At 71.2% G+C, this 24,813-nt stretch carries 25 protein-coding genes; 18 read left to right on the plus strand and 7 right to left on the minus strand.

The genetic code is table 11. From position 1 onward, the window contains the following. The first annotated feature begins 10 nt into the window (after nucleotides 1-10). The 13 genes from nusA to OHB01_RS21285 all read left to right on the plus strand — a co-directional run bounded on the left by nusA (nucleotide 11) and on the right by OHB01_RS21285 (nucleotide 14,928). On the plus strand, nucleotides 11-1,000 hold the full coding sequence (nusA, locus tag OHB01_RS21225) for a transcription termination factor NusA (RefSeq protein WP_205830693.1): 990 nt from the start codon (nucleotides 11-13) through the stop codon (nucleotides 998-1,000). Further along, on the plus strand, nucleotides 984-1,286 hold the full coding sequence (locus OHB01_RS21230) for a YlxR family protein (protein WP_142649936.1): 303 nt from the start codon (nucleotides 984-986) through the stop codon (nucleotides 1,284-1,286). The genes nusA and OHB01_RS21230 overlap by 17 nt, the downstream gene beginning before the upstream one ends. Nucleotides 1,287-1,473: 187 nt before the next feature. Further along, nucleotides 1,474-4,554, plus strand: a complete 3,081-nt coding sequence (gene infB, locus OHB01_RS21235) for a translation initiation factor IF-2 (RefSeq protein WP_328853878.1) — start codon at nucleotides 1,474-1,476, stop codon at nucleotides 4,552-4,554. A 69-nt stretch (nucleotides 4,555-4,623) separates the two neighbouring features. After that, nucleotides 4,624-4,923, plus strand: a complete 300-nt coding sequence (locus OHB01_RS21240; RefSeq protein ID WP_142649934.1) for a DUF503 domain-containing protein — start codon at nucleotides 4,624-4,626, stop codon at nucleotides 4,921-4,923. A gap of 48 nt (nucleotides 4,924-4,971) precedes the next feature. Next, the gene (rbfA, locus tag OHB01_RS21245) at nucleotides 4,972-5,460 is read left to right on the plus strand and encodes a 30S ribosome-binding factor RbfA (protein WP_147943406.1); all 489 of its coding nucleotides are present in this window, start codon (nucleotides 4,972-4,974) and stop codon (nucleotides 5,458-5,460) included. Then, nucleotides 5,457-6,473 carry a DHH family phosphoesterase gene (locus OHB01_RS21250; RefSeq protein WP_142649932.1) on the plus strand — a complete coding sequence of 339 codons (1,017 nt, stop codon included), beginning with the start codon at nucleotides 5,457-5,459 and terminating at the stop codon, nucleotides 6,471-6,473. Before rbfA ends, OHB01_RS21250 begins: the two co-directional genes overlap by 4 nt. Then, nucleotides 6,470-7,369: a tRNA pseudouridine(55) synthase TruB gene (gene truB / locus OHB01_RS21255; protein WP_142649931.1), complete on the plus strand. Its 900-nt coding sequence runs from the start codon at nucleotides 6,470-6,472 to the stop codon at nucleotides 7,367-7,369. Before OHB01_RS21250 ends, truB begins: the two co-directional genes overlap by 4 nt. Nucleotides 7,370-7,494: 125 nt before the next feature. Next, a complete protein-coding gene (locus OHB01_RS21260; RefSeq protein ID WP_142649930.1) occupies nucleotides 7,495-8,439 on the plus strand; it encodes a bifunctional riboflavin kinase/FAD synthetase in 945 nt (314 codons plus the stop codon). A 166-nt stretch (nucleotides 8,440-8,605) separates the two neighbouring features. Then, nucleotides 8,606-8,875, plus strand: coding sequence for a 30S ribosomal protein S15 (rpsO, locus tag OHB01_RS21265; protein WP_142649929.1), 270 nt, complete (start codon nucleotides 8,606-8,608; stop codon nucleotides 8,873-8,875). Nucleotides 8,876-9,176: 301 nt separating this feature from the next. Further along, a complete protein-coding gene (locus OHB01_RS21270) occupies nucleotides 9,177-11,498 on the plus strand; it encodes a polyribonucleotide nucleotidyltransferase (protein ID WP_142649928.1) in 2,322 nt (773 codons plus the stop codon). Further along, nucleotides 11,495-12,805: a M16 family metallopeptidase gene (locus OHB01_RS21275; protein ID WP_142649927.1), complete on the plus strand. Its 1,311-nt coding sequence runs from the start codon at nucleotides 11,495-11,497 to the stop codon at nucleotides 12,803-12,805. Before OHB01_RS21270 ends, OHB01_RS21275 begins: the two co-directional genes overlap by 4 nt. A gap of 273 nt (nucleotides 12,806-13,078) precedes the next feature. After that, complete coding sequence (gene dapB / locus OHB01_RS21280; protein ID WP_142649926.1) at nucleotides 13,079-13,819, plus strand: 4-hydroxy-tetrahydrodipicolinate reductase; 741 nt, start codon at nucleotides 13,079-13,081, stop codon at nucleotides 13,817-13,819. A 407-nt stretch (nucleotides 13,820-14,226) separates the two neighbouring features. Continuing rightward, entirely contained in the window at nucleotides 14,227-14,928 is a 702-nt protein-coding gene (locus tag OHB01_RS21285; RefSeq protein WP_328709490.1) for a tropomyosin, read from the plus strand. A 108-nt stretch (nucleotides 14,929-15,036) separates the two neighbouring features. On the opposite strand, the gene OHB01_RS21290 is transcribed toward OHB01_RS21285, so the two are convergent. The 5 genes from OHB01_RS21290 to OHB01_RS21310 form a co-directional block, all read right to left on the minus strand. Next, on the minus strand, nucleotides 15,037-15,726 hold the full coding sequence (locus tag OHB01_RS21290) for a barstar family protein (RefSeq protein ID WP_261985783.1): 690 nt from the start codon (nucleotides 15,724-15,726) through the stop codon (nucleotides 15,037-15,039). Then, a complete protein-coding gene (locus tag OHB01_RS21295) occupies nucleotides 15,723-15,965 on the minus strand; it encodes a hypothetical protein (RefSeq protein ID WP_222709519.1) in 243 nt (80 codons plus the stop codon). The genes OHB01_RS21290 and OHB01_RS21295 overlap by 4 nt, the downstream gene beginning before the upstream one ends. A gap of 11 nt (nucleotides 15,966-15,976) precedes the next feature. Beyond that, nucleotides 15,977-16,849, minus strand: coding sequence for a 1,4-dihydroxy-2-naphthoate polyprenyltransferase (locus tag OHB01_RS21300; protein WP_142649922.1), 873 nt, complete (start codon nucleotides 16,847-16,849; stop codon nucleotides 15,977-15,979). 142 nt (nucleotides 16,850-16,991) lie between these two features. Then, nucleotides 16,992-17,594, minus strand: coding sequence for a GNAT family N-acetyltransferase (locus tag OHB01_RS21305; protein WP_142649921.1), 603 nt, complete (start codon nucleotides 17,592-17,594; stop codon nucleotides 16,992-16,994). Between the two features lie 38 nt (nucleotides 17,595-17,632). Continuing rightward, nucleotides 17,633-18,178: a CGNR zinc finger domain-containing protein gene (locus OHB01_RS21310; protein ID WP_142649920.1), complete on the minus strand. Its 546-nt coding sequence runs from the start codon at nucleotides 18,176-18,178 to the stop codon at nucleotides 17,633-17,635. Nucleotides 18,179-18,280: 102 nt separating this feature from the next. Between OHB01_RS21310 and OHB01_RS21315 the strand changes: the two genes are divergently transcribed. Beyond that, nucleotides 18,281-18,403 (plus strand): hypothetical protein, encoded by a 123-nt coding sequence (locus OHB01_RS21315; protein ID WP_260617400.1) that lies wholly within the window; start codon nucleotides 18,281-18,283, stop codon nucleotides 18,401-18,403. Nucleotides 18,404-18,426: 23 nt separating this feature from the next. Here the strand turns inward: OHB01_RS21315 and OHB01_RS21320 are convergent, their stop codons facing one another. Together OHB01_RS21320 and OHB01_RS21325 are read right to left on the minus strand one after the other, a co-directional pair. After that, nucleotides 18,427-19,209: a hypothetical protein gene (locus tag OHB01_RS21320; RefSeq protein WP_328709493.1), complete on the minus strand. Its 783-nt coding sequence runs from the start codon at nucleotides 19,207-19,209 to the stop codon at nucleotides 18,427-18,429. 63 nt (nucleotides 19,210-19,272) lie between these two features. Then, nucleotides 19,273-20,688, minus strand: a complete 1,416-nt coding sequence (locus OHB01_RS21325; RefSeq protein ID WP_142649918.1) for a PLP-dependent aminotransferase family protein — start codon at nucleotides 20,686-20,688, stop codon at nucleotides 19,273-19,275. Between OHB01_RS21325 and OHB01_RS21330 the strand changes: the two genes are divergently transcribed. From OHB01_RS21330 to OHB01_RS21345, 4 genes are all read left to right on the plus strand, one after another. Further along, nucleotides 20,687-21,613, plus strand: a complete 927-nt coding sequence (locus tag OHB01_RS21330; RefSeq protein ID WP_142649917.1) for a DMT family transporter — start codon at nucleotides 20,687-20,689, stop codon at nucleotides 21,611-21,613. The two genes, OHB01_RS21325 and OHB01_RS21330, sit on opposite strands and share 2 nt — an antisense overlap. 119 nt (nucleotides 21,614-21,732) lie before the next feature. Continuing rightward, nucleotides 21,733-22,755: a hypothetical protein gene (locus OHB01_RS21335; RefSeq protein WP_142649916.1), complete on the plus strand. Its 1,023-nt coding sequence runs from the start codon at nucleotides 21,733-21,735 to the stop codon at nucleotides 22,753-22,755. A gap of 379 nt (nucleotides 22,756-23,134) precedes the next feature. Further along, a complete protein-coding gene (locus OHB01_RS21340) occupies nucleotides 23,135-23,740 on the plus strand; it encodes an XRE family transcriptional regulator (protein ID WP_168066251.1) in 606 nt (201 codons plus the stop codon). Nucleotides 23,741-23,860: 120 nt separating this feature from the next. Then, nucleotides 23,861-24,781, plus strand: a complete 921-nt coding sequence (locus OHB01_RS21345; protein ID WP_328853879.1) for a class I SAM-dependent methyltransferase — start codon at nucleotides 23,861-23,863, stop codon at nucleotides 24,779-24,781. Nucleotides 24,782-24,813 lie beyond the last annotated feature (32 nt).

Raw genomic sequence — 24,813 nt, forward strand, 5'->3', positions numbered from 1 at the left:
GGACATTGACATGAGCGTCCTGCGCAGCCTGGAGCGGGAGAAGGACATTTCCTTCGACCTGGTCGTCAAGGCGATCGAGGACGCGTTGCTGATCGCGTACTTCCGCACGGAGGGCGCGGCGCAGAAGGCGCGGGCCGAGCTGGACCGCGACACGGGCCATGTGATCATCTGGGCCGCCGAGATGGACGAGAACGGCGAGGTCGTGCGGGAGTACGACGACACCCCGTCCAACTTCAGCAGGATCGCGGCCACCACGGCCAAGCAGGTGATCCTCCAGCAGCTGCGCGACGCCGAGGACGAGGTGAACTTCGGCGAGTTCGCCAGCCGCGAGGGCGAGCTGGTCGCGGGCGTCATCCAGCAGGGCAAGGACCCGCGGGTGGTGCTGGTCGACCTCGGCAAGATCGAGGCGATCCTGCCGCACAACGAGCAGGTGCCGGGCGAGGAGTACGCGCACGGCGAGCGCATCCGCTGCTACGTGGTGCAGGTGAAGAAGGGGCCCAAGGGGCCGTCGGTCACCCTGTCGCGCACGCACCCCAACCTCGTGAAGAAGCTCTTCGCGCTGGAGGTGCCGGAGATCGCCGACGGGACCGTGGAGATCGCGGCCATCGCCCGCGAGGCCGGCCACCGCACGAAGATCGCGGTGCGGTCGCGCAAGCCCGGCGTCAACGCCAAGGGCGCCTGCATCGGCCCGATGGGCTCGCGCGTGCGCAACGTCATGACGGAGCTGCACGGCGAGAAGATCGACATCATCGACTGGTCGGAGGACCCGGCCGAGTTCGTCGGGAATGCCCTGTCGCCCGCGCGTGTTTCCCGTGTCGAGGTGGTCGACGCCGAGAGCCGCACCGCGCGTGTGATCGTGCCCGACTACCAGTTGTCCCTGGCGATCGGCAAGGAGGGCCAGAACGCCCGCCTCGCCAACCGTCTTACGGGCTGGCGGATCGACATCCGTCCGGACACCGAGCAGGCACCTGCTGATCCCGCTGATGCGTCGGCAAGGTAAGCTGGAATATGGTTACCAGGCAGCCCCGCTGAGAACGTGTGTGGGCTGCCGGGTTCGCACGGTAAAGTCCGAGTTGCTCCGCCTGGTCGTGGTCGAGGGCGTGATCGTCCCCGACACGCGAGGACGGCTCCCGGGACGTGGTGCCTCGTTGCATCCGTCCCCGCGCTGTCTGGAGTTCGCCGAGCGTCGCCGGGCGTTCCCACGCGCGTTTCGCGTGGAGGGACCGCTCGATACGTCGCTGCTGCGGGCTCATTTGGAGGGGTTGACGCCGGGACGGTCCGGGTGAATGGTTACCGCTGGCCCTCGGTATCGGCTCCGGGAGCCAGGGCACGACGAAATTGTCATGTAGGACGCCGAGTTGATGGGCGGAGTCAGATTGCTATGAGCGCCTGATGAGCACGCGGCGATGAGTACGTTCAGGTAGCGACGGTCCGGCGGCACTGCGAGCCTCCCGGGCCGAGTTAGGGAGTGCAGTGGCGAAGGTCCGGGTATACGAGCTCGCCAAGGAGTTCGGGGTCGAGAGCAAGGTCGTGATGGCCAAGCTCACCGAAATGGGCGAGTTCGTGAGGTCGGCGTCCTCGACGATAGAGGCGCCGGTCGTCCGCAAACTGACCGAGGCGTTCAAGGGTGACGCCTCCAAGGGCGGGGGGAAGCCCGCCCGTCCGGCGCAGCCGAAGCCTGCGCCGAGGCCGGCAGAGAGCCAGGCCAACGGGGGCGCCGCGCAGGCGCCCGTTTCACAGTCCACCGGCGCGGTGGCCAAGCCGGGTCCGAAGCCCGGCCCGCGGCCCGCTCCGCGTCCGGTTCCGATGCCTCACCCGCCGGTGTCCCAGCCGGGCGCACCCGGCCCCGAGGCCGCCCGCCCGCAGGCGCCCCGTCCCGAGGGGCCGCGTCCGGCGGCCGCAGGCCCGAGGCCGGGCGCCCCAGGCGCCGGCGCGCCAAAGCCGGGTCCCCGGCCGGCGCCGGCTCCGCGTCCGGGCGGCGCACCCGCCGGTCCCGGCGCGCCCACCGGTGGCGCTCCGCGTCCCGGTGCGCCCAAGCCGGGCCCGCGTGGCCCGCGTCCGGGCAACAACCCGTTCTCCTCGACCGCCAGCGGCATGGGCCAGCGCCCCGCGCGGCCCGGCGGCCGTGACGGCGGTCGTCCCGACCGTGGGGACCGTCCCGACCGTGGTGACGGAGCCCCTCGCGAGCCGCGTCGTGACGGCGCGCGCGACGGAGCCATGCCGCGTCCGCCGGGCGCGCGTTCCGGCGCTCCGGGCGCCGGTGGTCCGCGTCCCGGGCCTGCGGGTCCGCGTCCGGGACCGGGCATGGGCGGTCCGCGCCCCGGCCCCGGAGCCGGTGGCCCGCGTCCCGGTGGTCCGCGTCCGAACCCGATGATGATGCCGCAGGGCCGTCCGGCCGCGCCGGGCGGTCGTCCCGGTGGTCCCGGTGGCGGCGGTCGTCCCGGTGGTCCGGGCGGCGGTGGCCGTCCGGGTGGCGGCGGTGGTCGTCCCGGTGGCGGCTTCGGCGGTCCGCGTCCCGGCGCCGCGGGTGCCGGTCGTCCCGGTGGTCCGGGCGGCGGTCCCGGTGGTGGCGGCGGCGGTTTCGCCGGCCGTCCCGGCGGTGGCGGCGGCCGTGGTCGCGGTGGCGGCACGGCGGGCGCGTTCGGGCGTCCGGGTGGCCGTCCGACCCGTGGCCGCAAGTCCAAGCGCCAGAGGCGCCAGGAGTTCGACAACATGCAGGCCCCGGCGATCGGCGGCGTGCAGGTTCCGCGTGGCGGCGGCCAGACGATCCGCCTCCCGCGCGGCGCGTCCCTGTCGGACTTCGCCGATCGCATCGGCGCCAACCCCGCCTCGCTCGTGCAGATCATGCTGCACCTCGGCGAGATGGTGACGGCGACCCAGTCGGTCAACGAGGAGACGCTTCAGCTTCTCGGCGCCGAGCTGGACTACGACGTCCAGGTCGTCAGCCCGGAGGAGGAGGACCGCGAGCTCCTCGAGTCCTTCAAGATCGAGTTCGGTGAGGACGAGGGCGACGAGGCCGACCTCGCGCCGCGCCCGCCGGTCGTGACCGTCATGGGTCACGTCGACCACGGTAAGACGAAGCTGCTCGACGCGATCCGCCACACCAACGTGGTGGCCCGCGAGGCCGGCGGCATCACCCAGCACATCGGCGCCTACCAGGTGGCGACGACGCACGAGGGCGAGCCGCGGAAGATCACCTTCATCGACACCCCGGGTCACGAGGCGTTCACCGCCATGCGTGCCCGTGGTGCGCAGGCCACCGACATCGCGGTGCTGGTGGTCGCGGCCGACGACGGTGTGAAGCCGCAGACCATCGAGGCGCTGAACCACGCCCAGGCGGCGAACGTCCCGGTCGTGGTGGCGGTCAACAAGATCGACAAGGAGGGCGCGGACCCGACCAAGGTGCGGGCCCAGCTCACCGAGTACGGCCTGGTGGCCGAGGAGTTCGGTGGCTCCACCCTCTTCGTCGACATCTCGGCCAAGCAGGGCATCGGCATCGAGAACCTGCTCGAGGCCATCCTGCTGACCGCGGACGCCGAGCTCGACCTGCGGGCCAACCCGGAGATGGACGCTCAGGGACTCGCGATCGAGGCGCACCTCGACAAGGGCCGCGGCCCGGTGGCGACCGTGCTCGTGCAGCGCGGCACGCTGCGGGTGGGCGACTCGATCGTCTGTGGCGAGGCCTTCGGCCGCGTCCGCGCGATGCTGGACGACAACGGCGAGACGGTCGAAGAGGCCGACCCGTCGCGTCCGGTCCTGGTCCTCGGTCTGACGGCCGTCCCGCGCGCCGGTGACAACTTCATCGTCGTCACCGACGACCGCATGGCCCGCCAGATCGCCCAGCAGCGGGCGGCCAGGCAGCGCATCGCCGACATGGCCAGGTCCGGCCGTCGCCGCACCCTCGAGGAGCTGTTCAAGGACCTCGAGAAGGGCCAGGTCGACGAGCTCAAGCTCATCATCAAGGGTGACGTCTCCGGTTCCGTCGAGGCACTGGAAGACGCGCTGCTCAAGATCGACGTCGGCGAGGAGGTGCGCCTGCGGGTGCTCCACCGCGCGGTCGGCGCCATCACCGAGCACGACGTCAACCTGGCGATGGGCGACGACAACGCCGTCATCATCGGCTTCAACGTGCGTCCCGAGGTGCGGGCGCGCGACCTGGCCGAGCGCGAGGGCGTGGACATCCGCTACTACTCGGTCATCTACCAGGCGATCGAGGAGATCGAGGCGGCCCTCAAGGGCATGCTGAAGCCGGAGTTCGAGGAGGTCAGGACCGGCACCGCCGAGATCCGCGAGGTCTTCAAGGTCCCGCGGATCGGCAACGTCGCCGGTTCGATCGTCCGCTCGGGCGTCATCACCCGCAACAGCAAGGCCCGGCTCATCCGCGACGGCGTCGTGGTGGCCGACAACCTCACCGTCTCGTCGCTGCGTCGCTTCAAGGACGACGCGACCGAGGTCCGCGAGGGCTTCGAGTGCGGTATCGGTATCGGCTACAGCGACATCCGGGTCGAGGACGTCATCGAGACGTTCGAGATGCAGGAGAAGCCGCGCGTCTGACGCGCCGTTCCGCCGCCCCCGCCACGCGCGGGGGCGGCGGCCGGACGTTCGCCGACGTGGTGACGACCCATGTTCATCGGTGCTCTTACTCTTGACATCCTGCTCGGCGACGTCCGTTCGCTGAAGCAGAAGCGCTCGGTGGTCCGGCCGCTCATCGCCGAGATCCAGCGCAAGTATCCCGCCGCCGCCGTCGCCGAGGCGGGCCACCTCGACCTGCACCGGCGCGCCGAGATCGGCGTCGCCGTGGTGTCGGCGTCCGCGGCCAACTGCGACGAGGTGCTCGACGCCTGCGAACGCCTGGTCGCCTACCACCCCGAGATCGAGTTGCTGTCCGCGCGGCGGCGGCTCTTCAACGACCACGAGGAATAGACGGCCGGGGCCCGCGCGTCAGCCGTACAGATACGAGGGAGCGTGAGCATGGACGCAGCGCGTGCCAGGAAGCTGGCCGATCGCATCCAGCAGGTGGTCGCGGAGATGCTGGAGCGGCGGATCAAGGATCCGCGGCTGGGGTTCGTGACGGTGACCGACGCCAGGGTCACCGCGGATCTGAGCGACGCGACCGTCTACTACACGGTTTTCGGCTCCGAGGCGGAGCGTGCCGACACGGCCGCCGCCCTGGAGAGCGCGAAGGGCATCATCCGCTCCGAGGTCGGCCGGCAGACCGGCCTGCGGCACACCCCCGGCCTGACGTTCGTGCACGACCCGCTTCCGGACAGCGCCCGCCACATGAACGACCTGTTCGAGCTGGCCAAGAAGAAGGACGCGGAGATCGCACGCCAGGCGGAGGGCGCGAAGTTCGCCGGGGACGCCGAGCCCTACCGCTTCGAGGACGACCTCGACGCCGAGGCGGCCGAGGAGGAGGGCGAGGACGAGCCCACCGGCCGCGCGGGGCACCCCGCCCGGTGACCACGAACGAAAGCGCCGCCGGCGAGGCGGACTGGCGGCGTGCGACCGAACTGATCAGCGCCGCCGGCACGGTGGCGCTCGCCTGTCACGTGTCCCCGGACGGGGACGCCCTCGGCTCGATGCTGGGCCTCGGGCTGGCGCTCGCGGCCACCGGCAGGAAGGTCGTCGCGTCCTTCGGCGACCGGGTGTTCGCCGTGCCCCGGCTGCTGCGGTTCCTGCCCGGCCAGCACCTGCTGGTCGAGCCCTCGGCCTACCCCGCCGAGCCCGACCTGATGATCACCTTCGACGCCTCCACGATGGAGCGGCTGGGCCTGCTCGCGCCCCATGCGGGCAAGGCCCGCGAACTCCTCGTGATCGACCACCACGTGTCGAACACCCGCTTCGGGACGGTCCACCTCGTGGACCCCGGGGCGGCCTCGACCACGATGGTCGTCGAGGAGCTCCTCAACCGGCTCGGTCTCCCGGTCGACCGTGAGGTCGCCACCTGCCTGTACGCGGGGCTGGTGACCGACACCGGCTCCTTCCGGCACTCCATCACCACCCCGGCCGCGCACGCCATGGCCGGCCGGCTGCTGGCCACGGGGCTGCGCCCGGAGGAGATCGCCAGGGAACTGTGGGACCGCTCGCCCTTCGCGTACCTGCGGGTGCTCGGCACGGCGCTCGGGCGGGCCGCCCTGGAGCCGGACGCCGCGGGCGGCCTGGGCCTGGTGTGGACCTACGTGAGCCGTGCCGACCGCGCCGCCGAGGGCTTGCCGTACGACGAGGTGGAAGGCGTGATCGACGTCGTGCGCCGGGTCGACGAGGCGGAGGTCGCGGTCGTGCTCAAGGAGGACGACGAGGGCGGCTGGAACGTCTCGACCCGGTCGAAGGGCGCGGTGGACGTGGCCCGGGCCTGCGCCGCGCTCGGTGGCGGCGGCCACGCGCGTGCCGCAGGGTTCTCCTCGGCGCTGTCCGTGGCGGACACGATGGCCGCACTGCGTCCCCTCCTCGCTCCGGAAGGGAGCCGGTCATGAGCACGCCCAAGGCGAGAAGGACGCCGCCGCCGAGCGGCCTGATCATCGTGGACAAGCCGGCCGACTGGACGTCGCACGACGTGGTCGGCAAGATGCGCGGCATCGCGGGCACCCGCAAGGTCGGTCACGCGGGCACGCTCGACCCGATGGCCACCGGCGTGCTGGTGATCGGGGTGGAGAAGGCGACCCGCCTGCTCGGGCACCTCGCGCTGACCGAGAAGGTCTACGAGGCCACGATCCGCCTCGGCGTGACGACGAACACCGACGACGCCGAGGGCGAGGTGGTCGCCACCACCGCCGCCGGGCACGTGACCGACGACCAGGTGCACAAGGGCGTCGCCGCGCTCACCGGCGAGATCATGCAGGTGCCGCCGCAGGTCAGCGCCATCAAGGTCGACGGGCAGCGGGCCTACAAGCGGGCCCGCGCCGGCGAGGAGGTGGAGCTGGCCGCCCGGCCGGTCACGATCCACGCGTTCGAGGTGGGGGAGATCCGGCGGACCCCGCAGACGGTGGACCTGGACGCCGTGATCACCTGCTCCAGCGGCACCTACATCCGGGCGCTGGCCCGCGACCTCGGCGCGTCGCTCGGCGTCGGCGGCCATCTCACCCGGCTGCGCCGCACCCGGGTCGGGCCGTACGGAATCGAGGCGGCGCGCACGATCGAGGATCTCTCCCGGGAGTGCGTGATCATGCCCATGGCCGACGCGGTGGCGGCGGCCTTCCCCCGCAGGGACGTGGGCGAGGACGAGGCGCGGCTGGTCGCCCACGGCGGGCGGCTGCGCGCGGCGGGCCTGGGGCCTGGCCCGATCGGCGTCTTCGGGCCGGACGGCACGCTGCTCGCGCTCGCCGAGGAGCGGGGCGGGACGGCCCGGCCTCTGGTGGTCTTCGTCTCCTGAGGCCGGGGGCTGGTGCCTCGGCACCCCCCGGGGCATGGCAGTCTTGTCTACTGCGCGGTTCCCAGACGAGGCGATACGGCCGCCTCGCCGACGGCACGGCAATCGGACACAGAAGCGAGGTCGAGGTGCAGAGCTGGCACGGGCTGGACGAGGTCCCGCAGGACTGGGGCAGGTCCGTCGTCACGATCGGCGTGTTCGACGGCGTGCATCTCGGTCACCAGCGGATGGTGGCCCGAGCGGTCGAGATGGCCCGCGAGCTGGGGCTGCCCGCCGTGGCGATCACCTTCGACCCGCACCCCGACGAGGTGGTGCGTCCCGGCAGCCACCCGCCGCGGCTCACCACCACCGAGCGCAGGGTCGAGCTGCTCCACGCGCTGGGCGTCGACGCCGTGTGCGTGCTGCCGTTCACGCTGGAGTTCTCCCGGATGTCGCCGGACGAGTTCGTCCAGACGGCCCTGGTCGACCGGCTGCACGCCGCCGGGGTCGTGGTGGGGGAGAACTTCCGCTTCGGCCACAAGGCGTCGGGCGACCTGGAGACCCTGCGGACGCTGGGCGAGAAGTACGACTTCACGGCCGAGGGCGTGCCCCTGGTCAGCGACGGCGACGCCATCTCCTCCACGGTGATCCGGGAGCGGCTGGCCGAGGGTGACGTCGAGGGCGCGGCCGCCCTGCTGGGCCGTCCCCACCGGGTGGAGGGCGTGGTGGTCCGCGGCCACCAGCGGGGCCGGGCGCTCGGCTTCCCCACCGCGAACGTCGAGTCGCCGCCCAACACGGCCATCCCCGCCGAGGGCGTCTACGCGGGGTGGCTGCAGTGCACCCAGAGCCCCTCGCCGTACGAGGGGGAGCGCTGGCCTGCCGCGATCTCGATCGGGACCAACCCCACGTTCGACGGGGTGGAGCGCACGGTCGAGGCGTACGCGCTGGACCGCGACGACCTGGACCTGTACGGCGCGCATGTGGCCGTGGACTTCGGCGCCCGGCTGCGCGACACGCTCCGCTTCGACTCGATCGAGGCGCTGATCGAGCAGATGCACGACGACGTAGCCAGGGCGCGGGCGTTCACGTCCTGAAGGGCAGGCGTGACGCGGCGTGTCCTACGGGCTGGTAAGGTTGTATGTCAGCCATGCTCAGGTGGTGTAAGCCACCCGGCTGTCCTGTCACGGCGACTGTAGGCACGCACGGTCGTTCGCGGGATGGGAACCGTTGCGCGTGCCATTTCACCAGAATGGAGAAGCAGTGTCGCTTGACGCCGCTACCACCAAGTCCATCATCAGCGAGTACGGCACCAGCGAGGGTGACACCGGGTCGCCGGAGGTCCAGATCGCGCTTCTGAGCAAGCGGATCAGCGACCTCACGGAGCACCTCAAGACCCACAAGCACGACCACCACAGCCGCCGTGGTCTGCTCCTGCTGGTGGGCCGCCGGCGCCGGCTGCTGAAGTACCTGCAGGCCAAGGACATCACCCGCTACCGCTCGCTCATTGAGCGGCTGGGCCTTCGCCGATAAGGTGAGGAAGGAGCGGCGATTCTTCGCCGCTCCTTTTCCATAACCAGCCACAATGGCTGAGCACGACAACTCCATAGCCGAGACAACTGAATAGCCGAGACACAGTGCCCCGCGTCCGCAAGCAAGCCGCAGCGCGATCCCGCGGCGTGAGAGGGCCGGTCCTCGGTAGTGGCCCCCGGTCGGCGCGGCGACAGCCGCGCGGACGGACCGGGCGCTTCGATCGAAGACCGGCACTGCACCTGAACGGGGAGCCCGGCGAAAAAGAGGACGCGGGGAGACCGACCCGAAGAGGAGGTCCCCCGTGGAGGGTGTCCACAGCACAGAGGCCGTTATCGACAACGGTCCCTTCGGCACGCGCACGATCAGGTTCGAGACCGGGCGGCTGGCCCGGCAGGCGGCGGGTAGCGCCGTCGCGTACCTGGACGACGAGACGATGATCCTGTCCGCGACCACCGCGTCCAAGCATCCCAAGGAGAGCCTGGACTTCTTCCCGCTGACGGTGGACGTCGAGGAGCGGATGTACGCGGCCGGCCGCATTCCCGGCTCGTTCTTCCGCCGTGAGGGCAGGCCGTCCGAGGACGCGATCCTGACCTGCCGTTTGATCGACCGGCCGCTGCGCCCGTCGTTCGTCAAGGGCCTGCGCAACGAGATCCAGATCGTCGCGACGGTCATGGCCCTGCACCCCGAGCACCTGTACGACGTGATCGCGATCAACGCCGCGAGCATGTCCACGCAGCTCGCCGGGCTGCCGTTCTCCGGCCCGATCGGCGGCGTGCGCGTCGCGCTGATCGACGGCCAGTGGGTGGCGTTCCCGACCCACACCGAGCTCGAGCGCGCCACGTTCGACATGGTCGTCGCCGGGCGCGTCCTGGCCGACGGCGACGTCGCGATCATGATGGTCGAGGCCGAGTCGACCCGCGACACGCTCAAGCTGGTCGCCGAGGGCGCGGTCGCCCCGACCGAGGAGGCCGTGGCCCAGGGCCTGGAGGCCGCCAAGCCGTTCATCAAGGTGCTCTGCGAGGCCCAGTCGAAGCTGGCCGAGGTCGCCGCCAAGCCGACCGCCGAGTATCCGATCTTCCTCGACTACCAGGACGACGCCCTGGAGGCCGTGACCGCCGCCGTCAAGAGCGAGCTCGCCGCGGCGCTGACGATCGCGGGCAAGCAGGAGCGCGAGCTGGAGATCGAGCGCGTCAAGATGCTCGCGGCCGAGAAGCTGCTGCCCGACTTCGAGGGCCGCGAGAAGGAGATCGGCGCCGCGTTCCGGTCGCTCACCAAGAAGCTGATGCGCGAGCGCGTCATCAACGAGGGCGTCCGCATCGACGGCCGCGGCCCGAAGGACATCCGGCAGCTCAACGCCGAGGTCCACGTGGTGCCGCGGGTGCACGGCTCGGCCCTGTTCGAGCGGGGCGAGACGCAGATCCTCGGCGTCACCACGCTCAACATGCTGCGCATGGAGCAGATGATCGACACGCTCAATCCCGAGCGGACCAAGCGCTACATGCACAACTACAACTTCCCGCCGTACTCCACGGGTGAGACGGGCCGCGTCGGCTCGCCGAAGCGCCGCGAGATCGGCCACGGCGCGCTGGCCGAGCGGGCGCTGATCCCCGTGCTGCCGTCGCGCGAGGAGTTCCCGTACGCCATCCGGCAGGTGTCGGAGGCCATCGGGTCGAACGGCTCGACCTCGATGGGGTCGGTCTGCGCCTCCACGATGGCCCTGCTCGACGCGGGCGTGCCGCTCAAGGAGATGGTCGCCGGCATCGCGATGGGCCTCATCGGCGAGGGTGACACCTACGTCACGCTGACCGACATCCTCGGCGCCGAGGACGCCATGGGCGACATGGACTTCAAGGTCGCCGGCACCAAGGATCTGATCACCGCGCTCCAGCTCGACACCAAGCTGGACGGCATTCCGGCCCACGTGCTCGCCGCCGCGCTGAAGCAGGCGAGGGGCGCCCGCCTGGCGATCCTCGACGTGATGCAGGAGGCCATCGACTCCCCGGCGGAGATGAACCCGACCGCGCCGCGCATCATCACGATCAAGGTGCCGGTCGACAAGATCGGCGAGGTCATCGGCCCCAAGGGCAAGATGATCAACCAGATCCAGGACGACACGGGCGCCGAGATCACCATCGAGGACGACGGCACGATCTACATCGGCGCCACCGACGGCCCGTCCGCCGAGGCGGCCCGTACGCTGATCAACGGCATCGCGAACCCGCACATGCCGGAGGTCGGCGAGCGTTACCTGGGCACGGTCGTCAAGATCGCCGCCTTCGGCGCGTTCGTCTCGCTGCTGCCGGGCAAGGACGGTCTGCTGCACGTCTCGCAGATCCGCAAGCTGCACGGCGGACGCCGGATCGAGAACGTCGAGGACGTCATGAACGTCGGCGAGAAGATCCAGGTGGAGATCGCCGAGATCGACTCGCGCGGCAAGCTCTCGCTGGTCCCGGTCGAGGTGGTCGAGAAGGAGGCCGCCGAGAAGGCCGCCGGTGCCGACAACGGCGAGGCCGCGCCCGCTCAGGCCGAGGCCGGCGCCGCGCCGGCGGAGGAGGAGCAGCCGCGGACTCCGCGCCGCAGCCGCAGCCGTACTCGTGGCGGCCGGGACGAGCGCAACTCGTGACGACCGAGACACTGTTTCCGGGCAAGGACGGCGCGGGGGTCATCCGCCGCACCGTCCTCCCCGGCGGCCTTCGGGTCGTGACCGAGACGATGCCGACCGTGCGCAGCGTGGCGGTCGGCCTGTGGGTGGGCATCGGTTCACGCGACGAGGCCCCCGAGCACATGGGAGCCACCCACTTCCTGGAGCACCTGCTCTTCAAGGGCACGCCCACGCGCGACGCCATGGAGATCTCGGCGTCCATCGAGGGCATCGGCGGTGAGATCAACGCGTTCACCGCCAAGGAGTACACCTGCTACTACGCCCGGGTGCTCGACGAGGACCTGCCGCTGGCGATCGACGTGCTCGCCGACGTGGTGACCTCCTCGCTGATCACCGAGGAGGACGTGGAGTCGGAGCGCGGCGTGATCCTGGAGGAGATCGCCATGCACGACGACGATCCCTCCGACGTGGTGCACGAGCAGTTCTCCGCCGAGCTGTACGGCGACACGCCGATCGGCCGCCCGATCCTCGGCAACGAGGAGTCGATCAACGCGCTCACCCGTGACCGCATCCGCGAGTACTACCAGCGGTTCTACGTCCCGCCCCGCACGGTCGTGTCGGTGGCGGGCAACGTGGACCACGAGCGGGTGGTCGCGCTGGTCGCGGCGGCGTACGAGCGGGCGGGCGCGCTGGGCGGCTCCGCCGAGCCCGCGCCGCCGCGCATCGGCGGCCCCGGCGTGGACGTCAGGACCGGCGTCCGGGTGGTCGACCGGCCGACCGAGCAGGCCAACCTGGTCCTCGGTATGACCGCGTTCCACCGCAACGACGACCGGCGCTTCGCGCTCGGCGTCCTGAACGCGGCGCTCGGCGGCGGCATGTCGTCGCGCCTGTTCCAGGAGATCCGGGAGAAGCGCGGCCTGGCCTACAGCGCCTACAGCTACACCTCGCAGTACGCCGACACCGGCCAGTTCGGCATCTACGTGGGCTGTCTGCCCTCGAAGGTGGACGACGTGCTGAAGATCTGCCGCGACGAGGTGGCCAGGGTCGTGGCCGAGGGGATCACCCCCGAGGAGATCGCCCGCGGCAAGGGCCAGATGCGCGGCGGGCTCGTGCTCGGCCTTGAGGACACCGGCTCGCGCATGTCCAGGATCGGCAAGAGCGAGCTCGTGTACGAGCGGCTCATGACGGTCGACGAGGTGCTCGGGCGGATCGAGGCGGTCACCCCCGAGGAGATCGCCGCGGTCGCCGAGGACGTCCTCAACCGGCCGCTGACCCTCGCGGTGATCGGGCCCTACTCCGACAAGGACTTCGGCTCCGCCATCGCCTGATCGTGCCGCTGAGGCCGCGCCGACGCCCTTCCGCGCCGACGCGGCCTCTTGCGTTTTCTGGGACGTGCGGCCCGCTCGCCTGCCGCCGCCCCGGCCATGCGTCCGCCCGTTACGGCTCGCGCCCGGGGGCGGTGCTTCTCGCCGTCGTGGGCTCGGGCGCGCCGGTCTGTTACGGCTCGCGCCGGGGGCGGTGCTTCTCGCCGTCGTGGGCTCGGGCGCGTCGGCCCGCTCCTCGCCGCCTCGCCCGCCGCCGTCACGTATAGCCTTGGGCGCGTGATTAAGGTCGGTGTTCTCGGCGCCCGCGGGCGCGTGGGTGTGGAAGTGTGCAAGGCCGTCGCGGCGGCCGATGACCTGGAACTCGTGGCGGAGGTCGACAAGGACGATCCGCTCGACGCGCTGACCGGCGCCGAGGTGGTGGTGGACTTCACCCACCCCGACGTCGTCATGGACAACCTGAAGTGGTGCATCTCCCACGGCATCCACACGGTCGTGGGCACGACCGGTTTCGACGCGGAGCGGCTGGAGACCGTGCGGGGGTGGCTGGCCGCCAACCCCGGCACGAACGCGCTCATCGCCCCCAACTTCGGCATCGCGGCCGTGCTGATGATGCACTTCGCCGCGCAGGCGGCCAGGTACTTCGAGTCGGTCGAGATCGTCGAGCTGCACCATCCGAACAAGGCCGACGCCCCCTCCGGCACCGCCCGCCGTACGGCGGAGCTGGTGGCGCAGGCGCGGCGCGAGGCGGGGCTCGGTCTCTCTCCCGACGCGACCACCACCGCGCTCGACGGCGCCAGGGGCGCGGATGTGGACGGCGTCCATGTGCACGCCGTACGGCTCGCCGGGCTGATCGCCCACCAGGAGGTCATCCTGGGCGGCGAGGGGGAGACCCTCACGATCCGGCACGACACGATGAACCGGGCGTCGTTCACGCCGGGCGTCCTGCTGGGCGTCCGCCGTGTGCAGGGGCTCGACGGCCTCACCGTCGGCCTGGAGCGCCTCCTCGACCTGCAGTAGTCTCCGCGGCCGCCCGGCCTGTCCTCGTCGGGGACAGGCCGGGCGGCCGGGAGTGGTCCATCCCGGTTGAGACGCCATCCGCAGGGTCGGCATGGACACATACGAGCGACAGCCCCGCGTTCCGGGGCAAGCAATTCCCGCATCGCGGGCATGAGCGGGCGCCTTCGGCGTTTCGCCGCCATCTTCCCAGTTCGCGCGGCAGGAGGCCGCTCAGGGAGTGCGACTCGTCTACCCGGGGCGGCAAAGGTCATCCACGCGGTTCAGGTCCTTCTCCAGAACGGTTTTCGGTGGTCCGAAGCGGTTCGAAACCGCTCCCGTCCTAGGGCATGGTTGTCCCCCGGACCGCCGCTCGGCGGACCGTTCCAAACGACGACCCCCCGGAGAAAGGCATGACTACCATGGCCGGCATGGAGCTCGAAGAGCGCGTCACGGCACTCGAGACGGACGTGCAGTCCTTCAAGATCCTCATCAACGCCGTCGACAACAAGGTCGAGCGTGCGCGCCTGGACATTCAGCAGGCACAGGGCGCGAACATCCGCCTGTTCCAGGCGACGCGCGACGACGTGATGGAGTTCCGCTCGCGCATGGACTCGCGCTTCGCCGAGATGAGGGCGAGGTTCGACCTCGCCGACGAGCGCTTCACGGCGATGGAGGACCGCTCTCTCGGTATCCAGGCCGAGCTTAAATTCGTCAACCGCCGTCTCGACGGCCTGGACGCGCGGATGGATCACGTCGAGACCCGTCTCGGCGGCATCGATCAGCGGCTGGACGGCATGGACGCGCGAATCGAGCGTGTCGAGACTCGCCTTGACGGCATCGATCAGCGGCTGGACGGCATGGACGTCCGCTTCGACGCCGTGGACGAGCGGCTTGACAAGATGGACGCGCGAATCGATCGCGTGGAGATCCGCCTCGACCAGATGGACGAGCGGCTTGAGCACGTGGAGACCCGGCTCGACAAGATGGATGCGCGGATCGAACGCGTGGAGACCCGCCTTGACGGCATCGATCAGCGGCTGGACGGCATAGACGCCCGGTTCGACAAGGTGGACGCGCGGTTCGACGAGGTGATCGCGCTCATCAAGGACCGGCTCGTGCCCCAGGGCTGACCGCCTCAAGGGCGACGCGCTCCTCCATGGGATCCTCCGGATGCGGCCCGGCTGCCGGTGACGGCGTTCCGCGTCCGGAGGTCCTCCAGCCCGGCCGGAGCGGCGGTGTCAGCGCAACTCGACGGTGACGTCCACCTCGGCGAACATGCCGAGCAGCTCGTCCAGGGTGACGGGCGGGCCCCAGGAGCGCAGGGCGTACGCGGGCCGGTCGTAGCCGGGAACGAGATGGCGGCGGGCCACCTCCGCGTGATGCCAGACGAGCCGGAAGGGGCGACTGGCGCCCCATCCGCCTCGGAGACAGTCCACCAACGCGTCGAGGTTCCATCCGAAGTAGCCGCCGGGGCCGTTGACGGCCTCACCGACGGCGCAGTAGAAGCCCTCGATGTCGGTGACGAACCGCCCGTCGAGGTGACAGGTCCTGCCCGGCGGCCGGTCCGGTTGATCATGAGTATGGTGGCACAGCGCCGCGCCGACCCACTCGTGCCGCAGGCGGCGGTCGTACCCGGCCCAGAGGTTGCGCCGGGAGGGCCGTCCCGCATGCCAGAGGTCCCAGATCGCGCGGGCGCCGTCGGGGAACGGCTCGTCGAAACCGCCGTCGAGGGTGATGTCGAGGAGCCCGGGGTCCAGCCGGGAGGGGTTCGCCTCGATGACGACGGAGGACACCGCTCTGTGCGTCGGGACGGCGCGGCCGGTGACGTCGACGGCGCAGACGGTCGCCGCGAGGTGCCGCTTCCTGGCGGACCGCCGCCGCAGCAGCGTGAGCAGCGGTTCCTCCGGGCGGCAGCCGACGAGGGTCACCGGCCGCTCCTCCGGATAAGGCCGGTCGTGGAAGACCCCGGTGGTGCGGCGGCACGTGCCCGGTCCCCGGCCTGGCCGTGGAGCAGGAAGCCCTGCGCCTCCGGAGGCTGCGCGGGCGCGGCGAACAGCCCATTGATGTCGGTGCAGACCCCCATCGCGCTACCCGGGGTGTCCGTGAACTCGTCGAGCAGCAGCCACCGCAGCGGCAGGGGCCGGTCCCAGGTCCACGCGCGGTCCATCGGGGATCCGGTCAGAACAGGGCGAGGCCGAGGGTGAACAAGGCGCCGAAGACGAGTTGCAGGCGGCCGGTCTGCTGGAGCGTCGCGATGAGCGCGGGACCGGTCGCGCCGGAGCGGACCGTCTTGATCGGGGCGGCCACGAGGGGGAGCGCCAGCACGGTCAGCGCGGCGAAGGGCCGTACGGGCACCAGAGCGAGCGCGAACACGAAGGGCAGCACCAGGGTCGCCGAGTAGGCCAGGCGCGTACGGCTGTCGCCGAGCACGACGGCCAGCGTGCGCTTGCCCGAGGGGCCGTCGGTCACGATGTCACGCAGGTTGTTGACCATGAGGAGCGCGCAGGCGAGCAGCCCCACGGGCACGGCGGCGGCCAGCGAGAGCCAGGTCAGCCGCTCCACCTGGACGTACGTCGTCCCGGCGACGGCCACGATGCCGAAGAACACGAAGACCGAGATCTCCCCGAGCGCGCGGTAGCCGTACGGGCGGGAGCCTCCGGTGTAGAACCAGGCCGCGAGGATGGAGGCGAGGCCGACGAGCAGCAGCCACCATGCCTGGGTGACCACCACGAGGACGAGACCGGCGACCGCGGCGGCGAGGAAGCAGCCGAGGGCGGCGGCGAGCACCTGCTTGGGGGCCGCGACACCCGAACCGACCAGGCGCAGGGGCCCCACACGGTCCTTGTCGGTGCCCTTGATGCCGTCGCTGTAGTCGTTGGCGTAGTTGACCCCGATCTGCAGCGCCAGCGCGACGAACAGCGCGAGCAGGGCGCGCCACCAGATCGCGCCGTCTTCCGCGATGGCGGCTCCGGTGCCGACGGCGACCGGGACGACGGCGGCGGGCAGCGTACGGGGGCGTGCGCCCGCTAACCATTGAGCTGGGGTGGCCACGTGACTCCCTTTTCCTACCTGTGCGTAGCCGGTGAAGGCGTACCTAGTTTGGCCAATCCCCCATCTTCTCGTGACAGCGGGGTTGGCGGAGGCGACGCCCCCGGGGGCGCAAGCCGTACGGACGGGCAGGAAAGGAGGCGAGTCAGCTGATGTCGGTGGTGAGGCGGATCATCCGGATCGGGCGGCCCATGTCGAGAACGCGCTCGGCCTCGTCCTCGCCCCAGCCGGCCGACTCCAGGAATCCGATCATCGGGTGGTTGTCGGCGAAGACCCAGGTGACGACGGTGCTGTAGCCGTCCTCGCGCAGGTGGTCGACGGTCGCGTTGAGCAGCCTGCTGGCGTGTCCGCGCCGGATGTGGTTGGGATCGACGAGCAACGTCATCAACTCGGCCGTGGTGGCCGGGTGAAGATCGGGGTCCTCGGCGGGTCCGTGCGACGCCAGCCCCACGACCCGGTCGGAGGCGCGCTGCGCGGCGGTCGCCAGGATGCCGCCGGGACCGAGCGCGGTGAACGCGTCGGTGTCGGGCACCACCCGCTCGACTGCGACGAGCAGACGGTGACGGGGCGTGGGCGGCGAGAGGATCGCCTCCTCCCACTGGCGGCGCCACATCTTCTCCGCCGCCGGCCCCGTCATCTGTTCCAACGGGATCGGTGGCAGGAAGTCGCGATAAACCGCCTTCCACGCCCGGATCTGGGTGCTGGTCACCGCGTCGACGTCTTCGAGGCGGGCAGCTCTAACACCCATTCGACGGGCTCCTTTCTTAGCCTGTAACACCGTACTGGTCAGGAGGGCCTCGGCGTACCTTCCGCCTGGCGTCGTGCCCGATATGCCCGAGTTTTTGTGCGGTTTCCGCAGACGCGCATGGAGCACCAGGAGCGAGACCGGTTTTTGGACGAGTCGATGAACGCCCATTGACAGGTGCTCTCGGCGCAGACCTTCAGCCGCGGCCAGGTGCCGTCGGCGTGGGCGGCCGGAATCAGCGCCGCCAGCCGTGCGAGCCCGCCCGCCACTCCGGACCCCATGGGTTCGAGCGCCGGCATCCCCGCCGAGAGCGTCACGCGCACCGGCAACTGCGCCAGCGCCGCGTCCAGTCCCTCCGGAACCTCGTACGGACCTCCGTCGTGGTTGCCGCGCAGCGCGGCGCGCAGTCCTTCGCGCAGCTGGGTCGCCATCGCGAGGTCCTCGTCGGCGGCGCGGTCGTCGTCGCCGATGAGCCCCCGTTCGCGCAGCCAGACGGACAGCTCGGCCGGCGAGGCCAGCTCATCGGCGTCTCCCTCGACGTCGTAGGTGTTCACGAAGTCGCGGAGCAGCTCCGCCGGGCCCGTCATGATCGATCACCCCTCGTGACCACTTTACGACAGTCGGAGGTCATGAAATAACAACACCACCGCGAGTGTTTCACTGGTGTCGACTATTCCGAGGAGAGCCTCATGCGCTTCAGCTACCTGGCCTATCTGGCGCTGCGGAACAAGGAGCGTCGCGAGCGCCTGTCGGGCGAATACCGGCAGGACGAGCACCGGCGGGACGGGCGTCGGCGGCAGGAGCGCCGATGACGCCCGGGTCGTAGGGAAGCCGTCTAGAGGCCGAGCCGTCGCACCGCGGTCCGCCAGTTCTTGGCGATGGCCTGCTGCGCCTTGGCGAGTGGCACCTTGCCGCGGCACACCGCCCTCCACAGGGTGAGCTCGACCGCGTCCTTGGCGGCCGGGGTCTTGCCCGTGCCCGCCAGGACCGGCTGGGGCCACAGGTTCTTCGCGCTCTTGGGCGAGCCGCCCAGGGAGAGCGGGATCAGGTGGTCCTCCTTGTAGTGCGACGGCTTCCTGTCCGCGTAGCCGTACTGGGCGATCTGCGTGACCCGCAGGGCGTTGAGGTAGCTCGCCGGAGGCGCGACCTTCCTGCTGTAACCGGGCACGCAGATCGTCGACTTGATCGTCTTCTGCGTGACGGCGGGGTTGCGCGCGCCCGGCTGGCACTTCGGGTCCGGCAGCGGCAGGTACTTACGGGAGCACTTCGCCCCCGACGGCTTCGCGACCGGCTTCGGCTTGACGGTCGGCTTGGGCTTCGCGGTCGGCTTGGGCGTCGTGCCGCCGGAGGAGCCGGCCGGCTTCCACCGCCAGTAGGAGCCGTCCTGCACGCACCGGTAGGAGTCGCCGTCCTGCGAGGTTCCGCTCTTGCCATGGGCCGCCGCCGGGCAGAACGCGCCGGGCGTGACGCACTCCCAGTGGTCCCCGACCTGGCGGTAGCAGCCCGCCGACGCGGAGGAGGTCCCCGCGGGGGCGGCCACGGCGGCGGACGGGACGACGAGCAGGCCGGCTGACGCGAGCACGGCGCATAACGCGATCAACAGAGAACGGACGCGCACGCTGTCTCCTCTGTGAGGGGTTGAAGGGTGACAGAGAAGAGACGACTCAGCCGGGGCAAAGGTTCACTGGTGGGACTGATGTGACAGCTGTGACAAGACCGGGGCGAGGCGGCGGATTCCCTCCTCCAGCTCGGCCAGGCCGATCGCGGCCGTGTGGGTGAGCCGCAGCCGTGGTCCCGGGGGCTCGGAGGGGTAGTAGATGCGCCCCGGGCTCACCACCACGCCCTGTGCCTGCGCCGCCTCGACCACTTCCGCCTCGTCGGCGCCGGGCGGCAGCCGCACCCAGACGTGCAGGCCGCCGGCGGGAGTCAGCTGCACCTCGGCCGCGGGCGCGTGGCGGGCGAGCCCCGCCAGCAGCGTGGCCTGCCGTACGCCGATCTCCTGCCGGACCGTGCCCAGGTGACGCCGCCAGGCGGTGGAGCCCACGAACTCGGCGGCCGTCTCCTGCAGGGGCCGGGCGACGAAGAACGACTCCACCACCTGGCAGGCGCGCAGCCGGTGTGCGGCCGGGCCCCGCGCGGTCAGGCCGGCCACCCGCAGGCTCGGTGACGTGATCTTGCTCAGCGACAGGATGTGCACCACCGTGCCGTGGGTGTCCATGGTCACCATGGGCGGCGGAACGGGTCCCGTGGCCAGATAACGCGCGTAGTCGTCCTCGATCACGAACGCCCCCGCCGCCCGCGCCACGGCGAGCACCTGCTCCCTGCGCTCGCGGGTCAGCGTCGCGCCCGTGGGGTTGTGCAGTGTCGGCTGGCAGTAGAACACCCGCGCACCCGTCATCGCGAACGCCTCCGCCAGCAGGTCGGGCCGCACGCCGTCCCGGTCGAGCGGCACCGCGCTCGGCCGCAGCCCGGCCGCTCTCGCCGCCGCCAGCGCTCCCGGGTAGGTGGGGGTCTCGACGAGGATCGGCGAGCCGGGGGCCGCCAGCGCGCGGAACGCGAGGGTGAGCGCCGACTGGCCGCCGCTCACCACGAGCACGTCGCTGTGCGTCACCGCGCCGCCGACCTCGGCGGCGAACCACCGGCGCAGCTCCGGCAGGCCGTTCAGCGGGGGCATGCTCCACGCCTCCGGCCGGCGTACGGCTCGCGCGGCCGCCGCGGCCAGCGCCTTGACCGGGCGCAGATCGGGGTTGAGGTAGCCGCCGGTGAGCGGCACGACGCCGTCGGGAAGCGGGGCCAGCAGGCTCGCCGTCGCCGAGTCGTCCACCACCCGGTCGCCGAGGGCCACGGTCTGCCACGACAGGTCGGGCGTCCGCGCGACCGGCCGCCGGGCCGGGGCGACGAACACGCCCGCGCCGGGCCGGGTGACGACCCTCCCCTCCGCCGCGAGCTGCGCGATCGCCCGCGAGACCGTCACCGGGCCCACGCCGTGGCGGCGCATGATCTCCCGGCTGGACGGCAGCCGCTCGCCCGGCCGAGCCCTTTCCGTCTCCTCCCGGAGGATCGCGGCGAGCCGAGCGATACTGCTATCGTCATTCATGAAAGCTGACAATAGCGCTACTGTAGTTCTCCCGATAGCGGCAGCCCCGCACCGTTCGGCATGGCGGGGCAGCCTGCTGGCCGGCCTGGGCGTGCTGTCGTTCTCCGGCTCGCTTCCCGCGACCGCGTTCGCGCTGCGGGGGTTCGATCCGTACCTCGTCGCGATCGGGCGCGCGGCCGTCGCCGCGGTCGCCGCGGCGGTCTGCCTCAAGGCCGCCGGGGCGCCGCTCCTGCCGCCCCGCGCCCACCTGCGGGCGTACGCGCTGATCGTGCTGGGGGTGGTCGTCGGCTTCCCGCTGTTCAGCACCCTGGCCCTGGCCGGTGGTGCGAGCACGGCGCACTCGGCCGTGGTCATCGGGTTGCTCCCGGCCGCCACGGCCGCGTTCGCGGTGCTGCGGGCGGGGGAGCGGCCGAGGCCGCTGTTCTGGGCCGCCTGTGCGGCGGGCGCATTGTCGATCACCGTGTTCACGCTGACCCGCGGCACCGGCCGCCTCGCCGGGGCCGACGTGCTGCTCGTGCTCGCCCTGCTGTCGGCGGCCGTCGGCTACACCGAGGGCGGCCGCCTGGCCAGGGAGACGCCCGGCTGGCGCGTCATCTCGTACGCCCTGGTGCTGGCGGCCCCGCTCACCGTGCCCGCGACGGTCGTGCTGGCCCTGACCACATCGGCGGCGCCCTCGGCCGAGTCGCTGGCCGGGTTCACGTACGTCGCGCTGGTGTCGATGTTCCTCGGGTTCATTCCGTGGTACGCCGGGCTCGCGATGGGCGGGATCGCCCGCGCCGGGCAGACCCAGCTCGCGCAGCCGCTGCTCAACCTGGTGTGGGCGTGGCTGCTGCTGCACGAGGAGATCGGCGCCGCGACGATCGCGGCGGCCCTGGCCGTGCTCGCCTGCGTGGCGGTCACGCAGGGCAGCCGGAGGGCCGCATGACACAGGCCGGCCGCAGGCGGCCCGGAGTGGGCACTTGATTGGTGTGACGGCGCGGCGCAGGATGGGGCTGACAGTGTTACAACGTGATGCGGGTCACACGCGCGCGGGATGGTGAGGCGATGTCGGACGTCGTGGTTCCTGAGGGTGGTTTCTGGCCGGCGCCCGAGATCCCGCAGCCCAACATCTACCCGATGGAGTGGCGGGTGGAGACCGAGAAGCTCGCGGCCATCTACGAGAAGTCCAAGCGTATGGTCTGGAACCCCGCCGACCTGCCGTGGGACGCGCTCGACCCGCGGGACTTCACGGCCGAGCAACGGCTGGGGATCATGTACTGGTTCTCCGTGCTGGCCAACTTCGACGCCTCGGGCCCGGCCGTCTTCGCCCGCGCCACGATCCAGGCGTTCGAGAAGCACGAGGAGGATCCCGTCCGCAAGTGTTTCTTCTCGATCACGCGCGACGAGATGAACCACGAGGAGTGCTGCCAGCGGTCCATCGCCCGGCTGTGGCCCGGCGGCCCGCTCGACTGGCAGCCCTCCACCGACCTGGAGCGGGCGGCGCACAACAACATCGGCTGGCTTTATCACAACGGCGGGCGCTACTGGAACGGCTACAACACGGCCGTGGGCAAGTATTCGCTCGCCGTGCTGTTCACGAGCTTCATGATGGGGGAGATGGCGGCCTCGACGCTGTTCCGGGGCATGGCCTCCGGCACCGAGCACCCCCTGTTCTCGGAGATGTTCCACAAGATCGGCCGGGACGAGTCGCGGCACCTCCAGATCTGCATGACGATCCTGGAGAACGAGTGGCCCGGGCTCACCGACGACGTACGCGGCCTGATCACCCGTCAGTTGCGTGCCGGGTTCGTGTTCCTGTCGATGATCCTGTGGGAGCCGCCGGAGGGCTTCTGGGAGCTCCCGCCGTACTTCCTGCACAACCACCGCGTGCTGATGGACCACGCGCGGGAGGGCGGCCTCGGCGTGCTGTCGTACGACGAGCAGGCCGACAACTGGCGCGTGGCGATGGCCCGTGTGCGCGCGATCGTCGAGCGGTGGGGGATCGAGTTCCCCGCGATCCCCGAGCTCGACATCGACGGCGTGAACGTCGACGTGATCGACCCTGAGGACATCATCCCGGTGTTCTGACTCCTGGACGAGTGATTCCGATCGGTGATGAAGGCGCCCAGGAGCTCGTTCGGCAGGGCGTCTCCATTGCGACGTGACGGCGACGGTCCGGCCTGGACGCCGGAGACGACGAGCAGCGTGATGGAGTCGCCGGCCAGGCCCGCGCTCCCGGAAGAGGTGCACGTCCAGCAGGGATGCGTTCCGGCGGTGCGGCTCTCAGGCCACGAAGGCGATGGCGGCGACGACGCGCGGATCGCCCACCGTCTGGGCGGGCAGGGTGTCGCTCTCGCAGCGGGAAGTCTGTCCGGACATGTCGCGCTTTCATCGCACCTGGCCTCGTGCTGGGCCATCTGGATTCGACGTCAAGCGCGAATTGCGGGCGGGGCATACGCTGTTGCATATGACGCAAGAAGACGGAGCGCTGGACAGCCTCGTACGCAAACGGATCCGCGCACTGCGCGTCGCACAGGGCTGGTCGCTGGAAGAACTGGCCACCCGCGCCAACCTCAGCCAGTCCTCGCTGAGCCGGATCGAGAACGGACAACGCCGCCTCGCCCTGGACCAGCTCGTCACCCTCGCCCGCGCCCTGGACACCACACTCGACCAGCTCGTGGAGAACGCCGCCGACGACGTCGTCATCAGCCCGATGATCGACGGCGCCCACGGTCTGATGCGCTGGCCCATAAAGGGCGACCCCGGCATGAGCGTCATGCGTCAGCGCATGACCGAGCCTCCGCCCGGCAATCCCGCCCGCATGCGCGCCCACCCCGGCCGCGAATGGCTCGTCGTGCTTTCCGGCACCGCGATCCTCATGCTCGGCCACCGCCGGTTCCGCATCGAGACCAACCAGGCCGCCGAGTTCCCGACCATGATGCCGCACGCGATCGGAGCCGAGGGCGGCCCGTGCGAGATCATGGGCATCTTCGACCGCGACGCTCGTCGGGGCCACCGGCGCGTCGCGGGCGAGACCGGCGAGTGCGACGGCGCGCAGGGCCCCTGCGAGTAGCACCCTCGCGAGTACGGGTTGCCCCGCCACATTTGCGCGGCGGGCAGCACACCGAGCCACCTTGTTGCGTTTCTCGCAAGGAGTCATGCCGTAGGCGCATGGGCTGCTTACGGTGATGTCATGACCCCAGCGCACGAGCACACCCCGCACCACGGCGGCTCGCACGGCCGCCACCAGGAGCACGACGACAGCGGCCAGGCGGAGATCCTCGACCTCGACGCCGAGGTCCTCGCCGAGCACATCGCATCCATCACCGCCTGGCTGCCGCTGAAGGTCGAGCCGCGCCAGGTCGTGGACCTGGGCTGCGGCACCGGCGCGGGCACCTTCGCGCTCCTCGAAGGCTTCCCAGAGGCGCACGTCACCGCGGTCGACGCCTCCGTCGGTCACCTGCGGCTCCTGCGTGAGAAGGCATGCGCCCGCGGCGTCTCGGACCGGGTGCGCACCGTGCAGGCCGACCTCGACACCAGCCGCTGGCCCGACCTCGGCACACCGGACCTGGTGTGGGCCTCCGCGTCCATGCATCACATGGCCCATCCCGACCGCGCACTGCGGAGCGTCTACGAACTTCTAGCGCCGGGCGGGCTGTTCGCCGTCGTGGAGCTGGACGGCCTCCCCCGCTTCCTGCCCGCCGACGCCCCCGAAGGCCGGCCGGGGCTCGAGGACCGCGTCCACAGAGCGACCGACGGCTTCCACGCTGAACACGTCCCGCATCGCGGCGCCGACTGGGGGCCGATGCTGGCCGCCGCCGGCTTCACCGTCGAGGCCGAGCGCACCATCACCGTCGACATCGAGGGCGACATCGAGGGCGACATCGAGGGCGACATCGAGGGCGACATCGAGAGCGACCGCGGCGAGGCCATCGGCCGCTACGCCCACCGCAGCCTGCAACGCCTCCGCGGCGCCGCCGCGCCCGCACTCGGCCCTGAGGACCTCGCCGCCCTCGACGAACTCCTGGACACCGACAGCCCGCACAGCATCCTGCGCCACGACGACCTCGCCGTACGCACCGAGCGCACCGTCTGGGCCGCCCGCCGCACCTGACCCTGGGCTCCCCGGTCGCCTGCCGGGCGGCA

It is taken from the genome of Microbispora hainanensis (assembly GCF_036186745.1).
GTDB lineage: Bacteria > Actinomycetota > Actinomycetes > Streptosporangiales > Streptosporangiaceae > Microbispora.